The sequence below is a fragment of the Olsenella sp. oral taxon 807 genome, from assembly GCF_001189515.2.
Lineage (GTDB): Bacteria > Actinomycetota > Coriobacteriia > Coriobacteriales > Atopobiaceae > Olsenella_F.
Map to the genome: position 1 here is coordinate 775,796 of NZ_CP012069.2, position 16,036 is coordinate 791,831.

General features: G+C 60.9%; 10 protein-coding genes. 5 read left to right on the forward strand and 5 right to left on the reverse strand.

Annotated elements, in window-relative coordinates; genetic code table 11:
- Window positions 1-141: 141 nt before the first annotated feature.
- Complete coding sequence (locus ADJ70_RS03300; protein ID WP_157051382.1) at window positions 142-2,625, forward strand: glycosyltransferase; 2,484 nt, start codon at window positions 142-144, stop codon at window positions 2,623-2,625.
- A gap of 137 nt (window positions 2,626-2,762) precedes the next feature.
- Here the strand turns inward: ADJ70_RS03300 and ADJ70_RS14900 are convergent, their stop codons facing one another.
- Window positions 2,763-3,893, reverse strand: a complete 1,131-nt coding sequence (locus ADJ70_RS14900) for a GH25 family lysozyme (RefSeq protein ID WP_050343462.1) — start codon at window positions 3,891-3,893, stop codon at window positions 2,763-2,765.
- 1 nt (window position 3,894) lies between these two features.
- Between ADJ70_RS14900 and ADJ70_RS14905 the strand changes: the two genes are divergently transcribed.
- On the forward strand, window positions 3,895-4,437 hold the full coding sequence (locus ADJ70_RS14905; protein WP_050343464.1) for a hypothetical protein: 543 nt from the start codon (window positions 3,895-3,897) through the stop codon (window positions 4,435-4,437).
- 291 nt (window positions 4,438-4,728) lie between these two features.
- Here ADJ70_RS14905 and ADJ70_RS03315 read toward each other — a convergent pair whose 3' ends face one another.
- The 4 genes from ADJ70_RS03315 to ADJ70_RS03330 all read right to left on the reverse strand — a co-directional run bounded on the left by ADJ70_RS03315 (window position 4,729) and on the right by ADJ70_RS03330 (window position 11,923).
- Entirely contained in the window at window positions 4,729-7,152 is a 2,424-nt protein-coding gene (locus ADJ70_RS03315) for a glycosyltransferase (RefSeq protein ID WP_050343466.1), read from the reverse strand.
- Window positions 7,153-7,367: 215 nt separating this feature from the next.
- Complete coding sequence (locus ADJ70_RS03320; protein ID WP_083443779.1) at window positions 7,368-8,666, reverse strand: glycosyltransferase family 2 protein; 1,299 nt, start codon at window positions 8,664-8,666, stop codon at window positions 7,368-7,370.
- 185 nt (window positions 8,667-8,851) lie between these two features.
- Entirely contained in the window at window positions 8,852-9,781 is a 930-nt protein-coding gene (locus ADJ70_RS03325) for a zinc dependent phospholipase C family protein (protein ID WP_050343469.1), read from the reverse strand.
- Window positions 9,782-9,832: 51 nt separating this feature from the next.
- The gene (locus tag ADJ70_RS03330; RefSeq protein WP_050343471.1) at window positions 9,833-11,923 is read right to left on the reverse strand and encodes a glutamine synthetase III; all 2,091 of its coding nucleotides are present in this window, start codon (window positions 11,921-11,923) and stop codon (window positions 9,833-9,835) included.
- A 350-nt stretch (window positions 11,924-12,273) separates the two neighbouring features.
- Between ADJ70_RS03330 and ADJ70_RS03335 the strand changes: the two genes are divergently transcribed.
- The 3 genes from ADJ70_RS03335 to rnhA are packed head-to-tail and all read left to right on the forward strand — an operon-like array spanning window position 12,274 to window position 15,995.
- The gene (locus tag ADJ70_RS03335; protein ID WP_050343473.1) at window positions 12,274-12,666 is read left to right on the forward strand and encodes a hypothetical protein; all 393 of its coding nucleotides are present in this window, start codon (window positions 12,274-12,276) and stop codon (window positions 12,664-12,666) included.
- Window positions 12,667-12,687: 21 nt separating this feature from the next.
- Window positions 12,688-15,414 carry a DNA polymerase I gene (gene polA, locus ADJ70_RS03340; protein ID WP_050343475.1) on the forward strand — a complete coding sequence of 909 codons (2,727 nt, stop codon included), beginning with the start codon at window positions 12,688-12,690 and terminating at the stop codon, window positions 15,412-15,414.
- Between the two features lie 59 nt (window positions 15,415-15,473).
- Window positions 15,474-15,995 (forward strand): ribonuclease HI, encoded by a 522-nt coding sequence (gene rnhA, locus ADJ70_RS03345; protein ID WP_050344733.1) that lies wholly within the window; start codon window positions 15,474-15,476, stop codon window positions 15,993-15,995.
- Window positions 15,996-16,036: the final 41 nt, after the last annotated feature.

Consider the following 16,036-nt stretch of genomic DNA (forward strand, 5'->3'; position numbering starts at 1 on the left):
AAGAAATCGTCTCAACTGGGCAAACGTCACTGGGATAGTGCCCCGCAGATTCTGGGGCACTATCCCAGATGCTACAGCCATCCTAGCGAGCGCGGCATTTTGATCTACGGACAGTTCTGCGCACACGATGGGGGCTATCTCATGCAACTGCGACTATCCGATACGATACGAGGCGTGGGCAAGATCTTCCTACATCTAGTCGCGGATGTGGGCGAGGACGTGGCACGTGTCCGTGCGTCATCCTTTGTCGGCACAAACGAGCTGCCCGTACGTGTCATCCCTGCGCCTGCGGGCGTTGATGGTTGGGTGCTGGTCCTGCCCCTTACGCAGGCCACGCAACGGCTCGTCGTGAGGGCGTATGATCTTACGGGGCAGCTCCTTTGCGAGCTGCATGAGACCATTGCCCACGACTGGGCAAAGCGTCGCTCTCAGATGAACACGATCCTGCGCAATCAGACGGCGTGTGCCATGCGCAACTGCGACGAGAGGCTTCCCCTTTCCGAACTCACCGAGTGCAGGGTCACTAACCTCATTGACCGTGGCAAGACGGAAGTCATCCGCCTCGAGCTTACGCTGCGCGCCTACGAGAGGGCCAGCGACCTCGCGGGTGATGTTTGGGTCATAGCGCAGGACAAGGAGGGCGTGCCGCTTGCCGTCGCGCCGCAGATCTGCTTGGGTGACACCGTGCTTCCCGAGCAGGAGGTGCCCGCAACCTTCTTCCGTCGCATAACGCTCTCGCTCGAGATTCGCACGGGCGCCTCGTTCGTTCGCCTCTGGGTGCGATTTGATGTCGAGGCTCGCGATGATCTGGTGGTCACCCTCGACGAAAGCCAACTCAAGCAGCTGAGGGAGGATTGGTTCTACCTGACCCTCTCTGCTGACCGAGACCCTATCTATGACCAGTGGTATCGCGAGCGCCATCGGGCCAAGGCATGGCAGCTCGAGGGACAGCGTCGGGCCTTTGCGGCCGGACGGCTCGGTGTGAGTCCCCTCTTCTCGGTAGTCGTGCCCCTCTATGACACGCCTCTCGACTATCTGAGGCAGATGGTCGAATCCGTTTTGGCGCAGACCTACGGGAGGCTCGAGCTCATCTTGGTGATCGGATCTCCCGACAACGGGGAGCTCGTCCAACTTGCCGAGCGCTATGCTAGGCGCGATGAGCGCGTCCATGTGGTGGCGCTCGATGCGAACAGGGGCATCGTCGGCAACACCAACGCGGGGGTCGAGCGGGCGAAGGGTGACTTCGTGGGCTTCCTTGACCATGATGACGTCATAGAGCCCGACCTGCTCATGTGCTATGTGGAAGGCCTTGCCACGCACCCTCAGACAGACCTCTTCTACTGCGACGAGGACAAGCTCGTGGATGGTCGCTATGAGCAGGTGTATCTGAAGCCCGACTGGAGTCCAGACCTGCTGCGCTCGCTGAACTACGTGTGCCACCTGCTTTGTGTGCGAACGTCACTCGTTCGCGAGCTGGGAGGCTTGCGCGAGCGTTTCGAGGGAGCCCAAGATTATGATCTCACGCTGCAGGCAGGTGAGCGGGCACGCAATGTCTACCACGCCCGCCGCGTGCTCTACCACTGGCGCGCTAGTGCGGAATCGACCGCACATGATGCCAGTGCGAAGTCCTATGCCAGGGCGGCCGGTCTGCACGCGCTGCAAGAGCACCTCGATCGCGTGGGTATCGCTGCTAAGGCAGTGGAGGATGCGGATGTCCCCAACCTCTATCACTTGCGCTTTGACATCATGTCTGCCAGCTCAGCGACGGGTGGGCACAGTTTGGCACAACCTCCTCTCGTCTCCATCGTGATTCCCAACAAGGATAGCGTCACTCTCCTTGCCGCCTGCATTGACTCCATCTTCGAGAGGAGCAGCTATACGAACTTCGAGATCGTGGTGGTCGAGAACGAGAGCTCGAGCCATGAGACCTTCGACTACTATCACGAGCTGCAGGCTGCGCATGACAACGTACGCGTCGTGACCTACTTGCCGGATACGTCGAGCTTCAACTTTGCGGCCATCATGAACTATGGCATCGCGCAGGCGAGAGGGGAGTACGTCCTCATGCTCAACAACGACACGAGGGTCATCACGTCGGAATGGATCGAGTTTCTCCTTGGCCATGCCCGGCAGGATGACGTGGGTTGCGTCGGCGCCAAGCTACTGTACCCCGATGACACGATCCAGCACGCAGGTGTCATCGTACACAGGGGAGGTCCCAACCATACGGGCATCTACCTGCCCCGTGACTCGCAGAACTACTTTCACTCGGCGCAGGTGTGCCGTAACTTTCTTGGCGTGACGGGCGCGTGCCTCATGGTCAGGAAGGCGACCTTTGATAGGGTGGGGGGCTTGGACGAGGCCTTTGCAGCGGACTACAACGACGTAGACTTCTGTCTGAGGGTGTACAAGGCCGGCTACTGGAACGTCTATGAGCCCCAGTGCGAACTCTATCACCTCGAGTCGGTGTCTCGGGGCAAGAACGAGACGCGCGAGAGGGCGCTGCGCTTCAGGCACGAGAAGGGCATCCTCGCCGATCGCTGGCCGCGCTACCACGAGTTTGCCGATCCGTTCATGCATCCCTGTATGTGGGCGATCAACCCCTACTGGCACCTCGACGTGTAGTGCTCGCAGCACAAGACAGGGCGCCGGGCGGCAGCGTCTGCGATCTGCCACCCGGCGCCCTGTTGCGCTCCGTATGTCATGGGACCTATCCTACCAGGCAGTATTGTCACGCAAGGCGACGATGCCGCCCAAGGTCCTTACGCCTTTCGTGCCAAGGCATTCCAGTCGAGGTCGCTGCCATAGAAGTGGTCAAGGTCAAGATCCCTACCGTAACCGCTGACCCTTCCCGTCGAGGTGTACTGGTACATCGTGGGACTCGACCAAGCACCGAAGCTTCCAGACGGGAGCTTGGGATCCTGCACGTGGCCTCGGACATTGTCGTACCTATAGAGGTATTGGGCCACCCAGAGTTTGTACCCACTCTCTGCGACGGAGGACCAGTCGAGTTCTCTGGTGACGTTGCGGCTCATGTAAACAAGCGGCCGTATGCCCGTCAGCTGATACGTGCTGTCCAGGAACTCCTTAGCAAAGTCCGCACCCCTTTCGATGACGTCAGAGCCGGTTGTGTTCTCAAAGTCGAGGAAGAGGGCGGCTCGTCCCAGGTAGGGCTTCACGGCGTTCACAAAGTAGCGTGCCTGATCGCTCGGAGAGGCGTCGGCTCTCAGGAAGTGGTAGAAGCCAAGCTTCTTCTTGCTGTCAAGGGTCTGGTCAGCCCAGGTCCTGTAGTACGGGTTGACGTAGTCGGTACCCTCGGTAGCCTTGACAACGACGAAGTCCGTTGTGTTAAGCCTTCTGACGTCGATGCCCCTTTGCCACGAGGCGATATCGATGCCGCTGAGGTGGTAGTGAGCTATCGCACTGGCATCCACCCAATACCTGCGGCCATTCGAATGGGTGATCCAAAAGCCGCTGATGGGGTTGGCTGGGTTGGTTGACACGTACCAGGCCTTATTCTCGCCCCTCCAACCATGCTCTCTCACGAGCTTGTCGTACTCGCCCGCGTCTGTAGTGTAGTGGTGCGTGCCGACCTTCTCGTAGGGGTTGTAGAGGCGCAACACCGCAACGCCGCTGTCGGTGTTCTGTGCGAAGAAGCTCGTTCCCTCCTGGGTCCAGCCATACCCCTTGAGCCTGTCGTACTCCGACTTACTCGTGGTGTAGAGGTGATCTCCGCTGTACCTGTTGTAGAGACGGTAGACCGCCCTGCCCGACGATGCGCCCACCCAGGCAACACCCTCCCAGGTCCAGCCGCGGTTCGCGTTCGCCTTCGCCTCTTCAAGGTCCTTGGTGTAGAGGTGCTCGCCTGTCCAGGAATTGTAGAGGCGATACACGTTGGAGTACGTGGTGGGGCTCTGCGCCGTGAGCTCCGTCTGCGCGGGTGTATCGACAACCTTCGGACTGGACGAGGGCTCACTGGCTACCTTACCCTCGCTCGTTGCCTTGCCCTCTGCGGTGGCTGCAGACGTCGATGCAGTACCGGGAATCGCTTCCTTTCCAGCGGCAGCTGGCGTGGCCGGCTGTGCCGTAGCGGGTGCAGTGCTCGAAGTCGTTGAGCTTGTCGGATCGTCAGGTTCCGTTTTCGCTGCCGTGGCAGACGTATGGCTGCTGCTGCCTGTCGGCGATGTGGCCGAGGCGTTATCCGCTGAGCTGTGGCTGCTCTCGGCCGTGCTGTTGGATGTGGGCTTGTCTGCGGGGGCGTTCTCTGCCTTTGTAGCTGCTGTGTTCGTGGTGGTCGTCGTGCTGCCTCGTGTGTTGCTGGACGCCTTGTCCTGCACGGCGGCAGAACTGGAGCTTGCCTTCTCCTCGATCGTGCTGTGGGTGGCAGTGCCCTCTACACCAGTCGCGACTCCTTCTTTGACCGATGACGTGGCCTGAGTAGCTGCCACGACGGTGGCCGAGGCCGCCTCGGTTTGTTCGCCTGCGTGGGCGACGCACGGAAAGCCTGCCAAGGCGGTGATAACGCCCAGGCCGCAGAGGACGTAGATGGGAGCGTGCCGTTTGGTACATCTCATGATCTGCCCAGTCCAATCTCCTCCTGACGAACGGAGGGGGTCAAGATTAACATAAACTCTAACGTTAACATGACATCGCCTTGGCTACCTTGAGCGGACACATTATCCATAGACCCCCGAGCTGTCCCTCTGACCTGTCCTTTAAGGTCCAAACTCACCACCTCAGGTGGTAGTAGTTAGAGAAGCGATCGAGGTTTGCGTTGACCAGGTCATCCCCGTGGGCGTAGTACTCGGGGTATTTGCTCAGGATGTAGGACTTCTCAACGAGCAGCCTCTGCTGCAGGCGCTCATCGAGGGCCTCGCGCCCGCGCGTGGAGAATTCTCGGTGATAGAGCAGGGCATAGGGCGTATAGCTCACAATGAGGTCGTGCGCACGGGCACGTAGGCAGAACTCGGAGTCGTTGAACCCAACCGCGAGGTTCTCGTCATAGCCGCCGAGGCTGTCAAAGATGCGCCTGGGGATGAGTTGGCAGGCTCCTGTGACCATGTTCATGTCAGAAGGCAGCACCGCCGTCCCATCATAGCCTGGATCGTCCCTGTAAAGACTCTGATTTATGTGGGCATTGTCGTGAGCGGGGTTTGCGATCATCCCTGCGTGCTGGATGAGCTCATCGCCAAAGAGGAGCTTCGCGCCAACGACGGCGACCTCGGGACGGTAGAGGGCGACGCCGAGCATCTCCTCGATCCAGCGTCCCTCGATGACCTGGGTGTCGTTGTTGAGCATGATGAGGTACTGCCCCGTGGCCTGCGAGGCGCCAAAGTTTACGAGTGAGGAATAGTTGAAGCCTCCATCGCCGACATCCGCACTACTTGCCCGGCCTGTCTTCAGCATGCTGGGCGTCCAGGTGACGATGTTGACACGTGGGTCTTTCTCATGAAGCACGTCATACAGCTCAAAGGTGGCCGCCTCGCTGCTGTTGTTCTCGACGACGATGATCTCGAGCGTGGGGTAGGTCGTATGCTGGAGTATGGACTCCACACAGGCCCTGAGCAGGTCGGCCTTGTCCTTGCTCGGGATGATGATCGAGACGGGGGGTGGGTCCTGCGGCATGCGGTAACGTAGGCGAAAGCTTCCTGGTACGGGGCCGGGCTCGATGTCTGCGGCCACACGGCAGCGTGAGAGGTGTGTCCGAAGGGCCTGCCTCTTCTCGTCTTGATGAGGGCATGAGGCACCGCTCCTGTGGCTCAGAAGCTTTGTAACCTGGCCGACGCTGGCCTTGACCTCAAATGCTCTGAGCGCGAGGCTATAGCCCAGCGCCCCGTCATCAAATCTGCAACTGTGGTCGCATTTGCCGTCTTCTGGCGAGTCTGTCTGCAGGAGCCTCTTAAGCACGCTCGTCCTCACAAGGAGCACACCGCCAATGTAGCTGATGGCACGAAGGCGACCAAGGTTGGGAAAGCACTTGAAGTGCGGGTGACACAGCCTACCCTCATGGGACTCGTCCTCGTCGGCGTAGGTGAGGTCGAGCGATGGGTCACGCTTTATGGCGGACACGAGCCGCCAGAGGGCGTCGGGCTCAAGCCGGTAGGGACCCTCGATTACGAGGCAGAGCTCACCTTTGGCGGCTCGCGCGAGCGCGAGGGCACCCGTCTTGTCGAAAGATCCCGCCCCGTCGCCTCCTCTCCCGCGTACAAGCTCCCAATGAGCGTAGCTCTGCTGCTTGAGTGAGGGAAGCACGTCATCGGGGTGCGTTGCCAACACAGAGACCAGGGGCGCCTCGCCATCGCGAACAAGTTTCGTGAAGCACCGCCTCTGACGAGCAAGCATTTCGGTAGAGACCCTCTGCGCGAAGAACCAGTCCTCGTAGGCAGGGTCCTTGCCCGCATCGAGCATGCGCCCGCAGCTCGCGTCATATATGCGTTGCGTCATGAACGGCAGCATGCAGCAGAAGGCCTCGATCGGATGGTGGTCCTCTGCCACACCCGCGTCAGTCTCTGGCCCTTCACCCAGCGAGATCACGAAGAGCAGTTGTTCCACATCCTGTGGTAGCACCGCAGAGAGGCTGATGACCCGCTCGCTGAGCACATGGTCCTCTTTTGAGGGGACAACATGGTCCTCGAGCATGATGGTTCGCGCATCCATTGGCTGTCCGTCGAGGCCATAGAGCTTAAGCTCAGGCCTAGAGCGTCCGTCGGCCGTAGGGAGTGTGGCTTGCAAGCGCCATACGCGAGTGCCTGGCATGCCGCAGAAGATGTCGCTCACCCAGAGGCGAGGTGCACCCGGGACATCGATACGAGTCCTTCTAAGCGCATCTGCCTGTTTCGGCCGACATCTTGTAAGCAGACGTGAGCGGAACTTTGAGCTCAGGCTACCGAAGGTGGCATGTGCGAGGCCTCGCCCCGTGGCATCCTCGACCTCGAGCGTCATGTCTTGGGAGAGCAGGGGAAGCACCGCAACGCACAGACCCCGCTCCTCTGCCGTGCCCGCATCCAGCCCCCAGGCCGTGAGCTGCCACGGGGCACGAAATGGCCTGAGATAGGCGGGGAAGCTTTTACCGAGCGTCGCCATGCGCACGCGGGCGCGCAGCCCCTCGAGCGTCCTGCCAGCGTCACCCAGCGAGAGGGCAATGTAGCCCACTCCCTCGCCTCGGCATAGGGCCAATGGCCTTCCGCCCTCCCCGTCGCTTCTGGGGGCTGTATGGTTATTGTGCATACGTAGGACCTGAGATTCTAGCGATTAGGCGGCACTGGGCTGTGGCCATGCCCCTCGCTGCGTGTTGTTATCTTTCCACTCCCGATTGTAGGGCAGTTCATTTCGCTCGTCCATATAAGCGCGTGGGCGCGAAGCTTCCACTACGAATGGCGCCTTATGATGTCGCGTACGCAGCGCAAAGGTGCGGTAAACCTGCGTCCGATCTTAAACGATGCCGAGCTGCGGACGTTTGCAAGATCATCCTCGAGTACCGCAGTACGTTTTCTCAGCGCGTCTACCTCTGATCTGAGCAGATCGATCTCACGATCGCGCCCCTCGATGTCCCGCTTGAGGCGACAACTGTCCAAGCGCAGGTTGGATAGGTAGACTTCCTTGTCAAACTCGCTCTTTCTGTATTCTCCGATGAGGAACGAGAGAATCTCGTCCACGTCCCCCTTAAGCAGGAGGCCGAGGAGCTCCTCCAGCCAGGCGCTCTCAACAGAGGTGGTGGGAAACGATGTGAGCTCGAGCTCGTCGTTCGCGGCACTCCAGACCGCGTCGACGATCATGCGAGTTGCGGCTATGGAGCTTGACACCCTGATGTTGGCGGCGACGCCCTCCAGCAGCCAGTTCGTGTAGCTCGTGCGATACAGCGTCCAGATGCCCTCTGCCTTGAGGTGGCGTGACAATTCGATGAAGCCGTCGAGAAAGTCAAGCGGATAGGCGCTGCTCGTCTGCATGGCGCTCTCTCTGTTGAGGACGCGATATTGGTTGAGATACTCCTCCAGCGGGGCGATCCGCTCTGCATGGGCCAGGGCACTGCAGGTGAAGAGTATGTCCGCCGAGCGATGCACGTGCTGGAAGTGCAGGCCATGTGCATGGACGAAGGGCATGGAGAAGAGCTTGTTGTGCACCCAGTTCTTGAACGAGTTGAATATCCTCTGGGGATACTCGTGCGGGTTGAAGACCTTCGTGCCCGGAGGCAACCATGAGATATCCATGCAGTCGAGGATGGGGGCCACCTCCCCCGTCTGGTCGTTGAGCCCGTTGGTCTGGAATACGACAACGTCTGCTTGGCTGTCATCAGCAAGGGAGATGGACTTCTCGAGCAGCGTGGGCTCCATCAGGTCATCTGAGTCCAGAAAGTAGGCCCAGCGTCCCCTCGCACGTTTGAGTCCGGCGTCGCGAGCGGGCCCTTCTCCTGGCTCTGACTCTGACAGCACTCTGACGCGTGAGTCTGCAGCCGCACATTCCTCGAGCAGCTCAGGCGTCTTGTCGGTCGAGTTGTTGTCCACACAGATGAGCTCGAAGTCTTCCATGGTCTGCGCCAAGGCGCTCTCAAGGGTGCGGCGAAGGTACCTCTCGGCGTTGTAACAGGGCACGACGATGGAGGCCACAGGCGCACCTGTCGACGAGACGGATTGGTGGCCCGAGGTGGCGCCTGTCGAGTGTTCAGACAAGATCGCTCCAATTCGTCACGTGTGCAGCCTCTTGCTGCCGTATCAAAACTTCCTTCCGCTTGCGAAGCACATTATAGCTGTTAGGGCAGGGTGACGACACAAGTTGTGGACGGTTTTGGAGGCAGCGAGTCATCAGGGGGTACCCCAGGCGGGCACGACACGGGTGCAGCATGCCTACCCCCCACTCATTCCTCGATGGGTTTGCCCCGGTAGTCGCGCTGTCCGAGTAGGAGTACGAGTCCGTCTTTGTCCGCCCGCACGAAGTCCTCTGCGAACGCCGGCCATCTGTCGAGCGTATTCTGAAAGATGTCGGCAAAGCTCGCGTCCGACCACTCGCCCGTGGTCGGATCTGCCCACGGGTTATGCTCGAGGTTCGCGGCTGCGCACTCGTCACTCGTCGTAGCCCTGTGTGCAAGGGCGCTCAGAATGGAGTAGCTCCTTCCGATGCGTTTGATGGACGAGATCGCCTGTGAGACGTGCGAGCCTGCGGGCTCGATTATGCGACACACGAGCTCGTAGTCGGCCACACAGTTGGCATACTCATTGGCATTCAATTTAATAGAAAAAACCTGTAGTGCTGTCTGGGAGAGGAGTGCGCTCGCAATGAGACCGATCCTCTCGGTGCGTACGAGCATGCTTGCGGGTGCTGTGTCCTCGATAGTGCGTCCGCACAGGGACCAGAGCATCCAGCTGTCCAAGTCGCTCTCGATGATGGCGTGCACCTCGCTGTGGGCATTCTCAAGGCCGACGCCCGCAGAGCAGATGGCGTCTTCCTGTGCGTAGATGAAGGGATGGACGGAGCTGTCAAGCAGGTAGTGTGCGAGCAGTCCGAGCACGAAGGCACGTCCGATGGTCTTGTCGCTCTCGCGCAGCTGGACTACGGCCCCGCGCAGGGAGTAGAAGGCCTGGTGCACCTTCTCCCTGTGCATGCGATTTCCGAGCCTGTGACAGCTTGTTGCCGCCTCGGGAAGCGTCCTGAAACGGAAGAGAAAGGGGTCGGGGCCCTGGTTGCCTAGTAGGAAGGCAATCTTTTCCTCCTCGCTCGAGAGCAGTGTGTCGGGCAGACGTCTTGCGGCCTCTTCACCAAAGAGATGGTGTGTTATGAGCGCGGGCATCGTGGACCTCGTTTCACGTACGTGTCTTGTACCAGGCTGGTTACCTGCAGCCTATACCCAGAAGAGCATCTTGTTGTAGCTTGGCACGGGCCAGAAGTCGCGACCGCAGATGCGCTCCATGCCGTCCACGACCTCACGCAGTGCGTCCATGACGGGGATGACCTCGTCGTGGTAGAGGCGATCCTGCTCGCCGCAGTCCTTGACCCTGCGCGCCTCGGCGTTCTTTGACTCGAGCCTGCCCACGTTCTCGCAGATCTTGTCGATGCCATCGGTGATCTGCTGCGCGAGTGCCAGCTCCGCTCTGCCCACGACGCCGATCTCCCTCTTGGTTGCGATGGAGGTTGCGAGGTTTCCCGAATAGTCGATGAGCGCAGGCAGGTAGAGGTGGCGAACCATGTAGCTCATGGTGTTGGCCTCGATGTTGAGGAGCTTGGCATATTGTTCTGAGGCGGCGGCGTAGCGGGCGCGGATCTCGTTTTCGGAGAGGACGTCGTATCTCTCGAACATCGCGATGTTCTTAGGCTCGATGATGCAGGGTAGGGCGTCAGCCGTGCTCTTGAGGTTGGGAAGACCACGTCTGGCGGCTTCCTGTTCCCACTCGCCTGCGTAGCCGTTGCCGTCAAAGATGATACGCTGGTGGTCCCTAAAGCTATGGCGTACGAAGCGTAAAGCAGTGGCCCTGAAAGGCTCATCCGGGCACTTGGACACGTAGGCGCAGAAGCGATCGAGCTGCTCGGCGACGGCGGTGTTGAGCACGACGTTGGGATCCGAGAGGTTTTGCTGACTGCCACACATGCGAAACTCGAACTTGTTGCCCGTGAAGGCGAAGGGGGACGTGCGATTGCGGTCAGTGTTGTCACGCAGAACATCCGGTAGCGCCGGGACGCCAAGGTCAATCTGCTCACGGTCATGGCTCTCGGCATGTTCTTTCTTGATGAGCGCGTCCACCACGGGCGAGAGCGCATCGCCCAAAAAGACCGAGATGATGGCCGGCGGTGCCTCGTTGGCGCCAAGGCGATGGTCGTTTCCGGCAGAGGCGACGCTTGCGCGCAGCAGGCCGGCATGCTCGTCCACGGCAGAGATGAGACAGGCAAGAAATACCAGGAACTGCAGGTTATCCTCGGGATCGTCACCAGGCTCAAGGAGGTTCTCGCCGTCTGCGCAGAGCGACCAATTGTCATGCTTGCCTGAGCCGTTTACATACTTGAAGGGCTTCTCGTGCTCTAGGCAGGCAAGACCGTGGCGCGTGGCCAGAAGCTTGAGCTTCTCCATGGTGAGCAGATTGTCGTCGATGGCGAGAGAACCCTCCTCGAAAATGGGTGCGATCTCGTGTTGACAGGGCGCGACCTCGTTGTGCTTGGTGCGCACGGGTACGCCGAGTTTCCAGAGCTCGTCATCCACCTCCTTCATGAAGGCGTTGACAGTGGGGCGTATCGCACCAAAGTAGTGTTCCTCGAGCTCTTGGCCCTTGGCAGGCTCGCAGCCAAAGAGGGTTCGGCCGCAGAGGACGAGGTCGGGGCGCGCCTCGAAGTCCTCTTCCTTGATGAGAAAATACTCCTGCTCGGGACCGCAGGTGGTGACCACGCGCCTGGGCCTCTTGCCGAAGAGGGCGAGCGCGCGCTTGGCCTGCTTCTCGATGGCGACCTCGGAGCGCAAGAGCGGCGTCTTCTTGTCGAGTGCCTCTCCGGTGTAGGAGATGAAGGCTGTGGGAATGCAGAGCACCTCATCCTTGATGAAGACGGGACTCATGGGGTCCCATACGGTGTAGCCACGAGCCTCGAAGGTGGCACGAAGCCCCCCTGAGGGGAAGCTTGACGCATCTGGCTCTCCTTGGACGAGCTCCTTTCCCGAGAAGGTCATGAGTACCGTACCGTCGCCCTTAGGGGTGATAAACCCATCATGCTTTTCGGATGTGATGCCTGTGAGCGGCTGGAACCAGTGGGTGAAGTGGGTGGCGCCTCTCTCGAGCGCCCAGTCCTTCATGGCGTGGGCGACCTCATTGGCTATCTTGAGGTTGATGGGCTTGCCCTCGTCGATGGTCTGGCGTAGCTCCTTGTACGTGGGCTTGGGGAGACGATCCTGCATCTCCGCATCGGTGAAGACCAGGCTGCCGTACTCCTCCGATACCTTGTCCGTTGCCATGTGAGCTTCCTCTCCGTCTGTGACGAACCTGTTCTGTGGGCCTGGGATCTCGCCTGTCGGCTCATGGGTGTCGTGCGCCTATACAATACCATGAGGTTGCTATCAACTGCTCCAAAGGTCATGCACGTTTCGTTCCGCTGGTAAAACGGTGCGTTATGCCTTTGTTGCTCATATTGAGCGTGGATGGTGGTTTGGTCGAATGTGGGTGCTTGCACGTCGGGATGCGGTCTCTTGCGCTGCCGTATGTCCTCGCTGCCCGCCATCGGCTTGATGTCCGGCGCTCCGATGGCGTCTACCCGCTACAATGGTGGCGACCCACGGTGTTCGAACGTTTGCAGAGAGGTGTCGGCATGAGATATCTTGACTCCGATGAGGCAGTTGCCGACATCTGCCTGTCGCCGCTCGGTGATGCAGCAACAGCATCTGAGCGTGAGCTTGGTAGGGGGGTTCTTGTCCCGAACCAAGTTGTCGACCACGTTCGGGATCTGATTGCTGCCAAAGAGGAACCCTTGGGCACTGCCTACATGGAGATCAAACGTCTCAACCATGAGGTTGTTGATAGAATCAGAACGTGGCTGCAAGCCTTCGGGCACAATGGCGCAGTCGGGGCGGTGCTACGTGCCGATGTGTATAAAACGGCCAATCTTGCGGATGCGCAGGATGAGGGCGTCTCGATCTTTTGGTCGCACGTGCTCTGCACGTTGGGGGACGTTCTGCGACGGACAGGAATACGGACTCGATAGGGGGAGAGGGCCTTGGCAGAGATGGCTTTGCGAACTGGTGCCGGAAGCGATGAGGCAGGCACACCGGAAGACCCTGCGCGGCGCACGATTGCCGTCATCGATGGCAACTCGCTCATGCACCGTGCGTTTCACGCCATCCGCCAACCCATGAGCGCGCCCGACGGGCGAGCCACCAACGCGCTCTTCGGCTTCTTCAACATGTTCATCAAGCTCGTGGACTCGTTTGGCCCCGACGGCGTGATCTGCGCCTTCGACAAAGGCAAGCCGCAGGTACGCATAGACCTGCTGCCACAATACAAGGCCCAGCGCCCGCCCATGGACCCGGCTCTGCGCGAGCAGTTCCCCATGGTCAAGGATCTGCTGCGCGTGCTCGATGTGCCCGTCGTGGAGTGCGAGGGCTGGGAGGGTGATGACATCCTGGGCACACTCGCGCGCACGGGCGAGGAGGCGGGCTATGAGATGTATCTCTTCACGGGGGATCGCGACATGTACCAACTCGCGACCGAGCGCGTGAGGATCGTCTCGACCAAAAAGGGCGTCTCGGAGGTGAGCGTCATGACGCCCGAGAGCGTGGACGACCTCTACCACGGCATTACGCCCGGGCTCGTGCCGGACTTCTACGGCCTCAAGGGCGACTCGTCTGACAATATCCCCGGCGTCCCGGGGATCGGCCCCAAGAAGGCGTCGGCGCTCATCGTGCGCTACGGTAGCCTCGACGAGGTCATTGCCCATGCCGACGAGGTCAAGGGCAAGATGGGCGAGAACCTTCGTGCCCACGTCGAGGATGCCCTGCTCTCGCGCAAGGTGGCGACCATCCGCACGGATGCGCCGATCGACGTACGCCTGGAGGACGCGAGGTTTCCGACCTTCGACGCCGCCGAGGTCACGAGGGCCTTTGGTGCCTTGGGCTTCACGGGCATCACAAGGCGGCTGGCCAAGCTGGCGGGAGGTGTGGGCGAGGTTGGAAGGACACAGGCGTCTGAGGCGGGGCCCAAGCTGCCCGAGGCGCTCTCTGGCGAGGAAGCGAAAGCCGCGCTTGCGAAGGCAATCTCGGAGGGGGAGTGGGTGGGGGCTGCCGTCGAGGGGCCGTCCGAGCGCAAGGGACAGGCCTCGCTCTTTGCCGAGTCGCTTCCGGCTTGCGTCTGGCTGGCGACGGCAGATGCACTCCTGCACCTTGAGGGCGTCCCTGCGGTGGAGGCCGTGACGTTGCTCGTGCGTGAGGGTAGGGTGGTATCGGCCAACGTGAAGGCACTTCTGCACGTCGCCTGTCCGGTCGACTCGGCGCAGGCCATGGCGATCGAGCCCCAAGACGTTGACCCCACCCGTATCTTTGACACGAGTGTGGCCGATTACCTGCGTGAGAGCGACCGAAGCTCCTATGAGCCCACAGCTCTCGCCGCTGAGCTCGTGGGTGCTGAGGCCGTTCTTGAGCCGACGGCCGAGCTGCCCCAGGCGGCGCTCGACTGCTGGCTTGCGCGCGAGCTGCGCGGGCCTCTTGAGGAGGCGCTCGAGGCTGAGGGCTGCGCGGAGCTCTTTCACGGGCTCGAGATGTCGCTTCTGCCGGTGCTTATGCAGATGGAGCGCACGGGCCTTTCGATAGCCCCTGACGTCCTGCATGAGCAGGCCGTCGACTTGGGCAGGGAGATAGAGTCCATGGCCGCTCGGATCAAGGCCGAGGCGGGGGAGGACTTTAACCTCGACTCACCGCAGCAGCTCTCGCATATCCTCTTTGACGTGTGGGGGCTTCCCACCTTTGGCCTCAAGAAGACTAAGACGGGCTTCTACTCCACGAACGCCAAGACCCTCGATGACCTGGCAGCCAAGGATGCACGGGTGCAGGCGGTGCTCGACTATCGCGAGCGGACCAAGATCAAGAGCACCTACCTGGATGCGCTTCCGGCCGACATCAGGCAGGACGGCCGCATTCACACCACACTCAACCAGACCGTCGCCGCGACGGGGCGCCTCTCGAGCTCTGATCCCAACCTGCAGAACATCCCCACCCGCTCCGAGCTGGGTCACCGGGTGCGCACGGCCTTCACGGTCCCTGCGGGGTGTGTGTTTCTTGCCTGCGACTACTCCCAGATTGAGCTGCGGCTCTTGGCCCACCTGTCTGCCGACGAGCACCTGGTTGCCGCCTTCAACTCCGGCGCTGACTTTCATCGCGCGACGGCGGCCCGCGTCTTCGGTGTGCCCGTCGAGGAGGTTACGCCGCAGCTCAGGAGTCGTGCCAAGGCCGTGAACTTTGGTATCGTCTATGGGCAGCAGGCCTATGGCCTCTCGACTTCGCTCAAGATCGGGCGTGGTGAGGCGCAGGAGATGATAGACCGCTACTTCGAGGCCTACCCGAGTGTTCGGGCCTACCTGGACGAGAGCGTCGAGCAGGCTCGCAAACTCGGCTACGCCATCACCATGTACGGCCGTCGGCGCTACACCAAGGACATTCACAGCCGCAACTTCCAGCTCAGGAGCTTCGCCGAGCGCACGGCCATGAACCACCCCATGCAGGGCAGCGCCGCAGACATCATCAAGATCGCGATGATCCAGGTCGCCCAGCGCCTGCGTCAGGAGGGCCTGCGCTCTAAGATGGTGCTGCAGATCCACGATGAGCTGGACTTCGAGGTACCCGAGGATGAGATCGAAACGCTTTCGGCACTCGTGAGGCAGACCATGGAGGGCGTCGTCGAGCTACGCGTGCCGCTTGTCGCGGACGTGAGCTATGGTGCCAACTGGGCAGAGGCCAAGTAGTGGCGGGGCAGGTGGCCGGCACGAGCTTCGACGAGTTCACGAGAGAACACCCTGACGCCATGACCCAGGGGCCTTCGGATGGCGATGGCTCGAGGCGCGCGCACGTGACCATCTGGACGGACGGCTCCTCGCGCGGCAATCCCGGACCCGGTGGCTATGGGGCGGTGCTCCGCTACACCGATCCCTCCGGTGCCGAGCACACAAAGGAGCTCAGCTGTGGCTATGCGAGGACTACGAACAACCGTATGGAGCTCATGGCCGCGATCAGGGCGCTCGAGTCGCTGAGACGTCCCTGTGAGGTGGAGCTTCACTCCGACTCGCAGTACGTCGTGAACGCCATGAGCAAGGGCTGGGTCTGGGGTTGGATCAAGAGGGGCTGGAAGACAGCAGGCAAGCAGCCAGTCAAGAACCCCGACCTCTGGAAGCGTCTGCTTGCGGCGGTGAGGCCCCATCACGTGACATGGCTCTGGGTCAGGGGCCATGCCGGCACGGACCTCAACGAGCGTTGCGACGAACTCGCGACCAATGCGGCAGACGGGCGTGCGGGTCCGATGGAGGTCGATGTGGGCTTTGATGGCTGAGTCGCCTCGCGGGTGCGGGTGCGTGTACCACAGTCATACTT

Bases quoted from the DNA above. Each gene is read 5' to 3' on its own strand.
- ADJ70_RS03300 (WP_157051382.1), top strand. From the start codon at position 142: ATGCAACTGCGACTATCCGATACGATACGAGGCGTGGGCAAGATCTTC.
- ADJ70_RS03325 (WP_050343469.1), bottom strand. From the start codon at position 9,781: ATGCCCGCGCTCATAACACACCATCTCTTTGGTGAAGAGGCCGCAAGA.
- ADJ70_RS03330 (WP_050343471.1), bottom strand. From the start codon at position 11,923: ATGGCAACGGACAAGGTATCGGAGGAGTACGGCAGCCTGGTCTTCACC.
- polA (WP_050343475.1), top strand. From the start codon at position 12,688: ATGGCTTTGCGAACTGGTGCCGGAAGCGATGAGGCAGGCACACCGGAA.
- rnhA (WP_050344733.1), top strand. From the start codon at position 15,474: ATGACCCAGGGGCCTTCGGATGGCGATGGCTCGAGGCGCGCGCACGTG.
- ADJ70_RS03335 (WP_050343473.1), top strand. From the start codon at position 12,274: ATGAGATATCTTGACTCCGATGAGGCAGTTGCCGACATCTGCCTGTCG.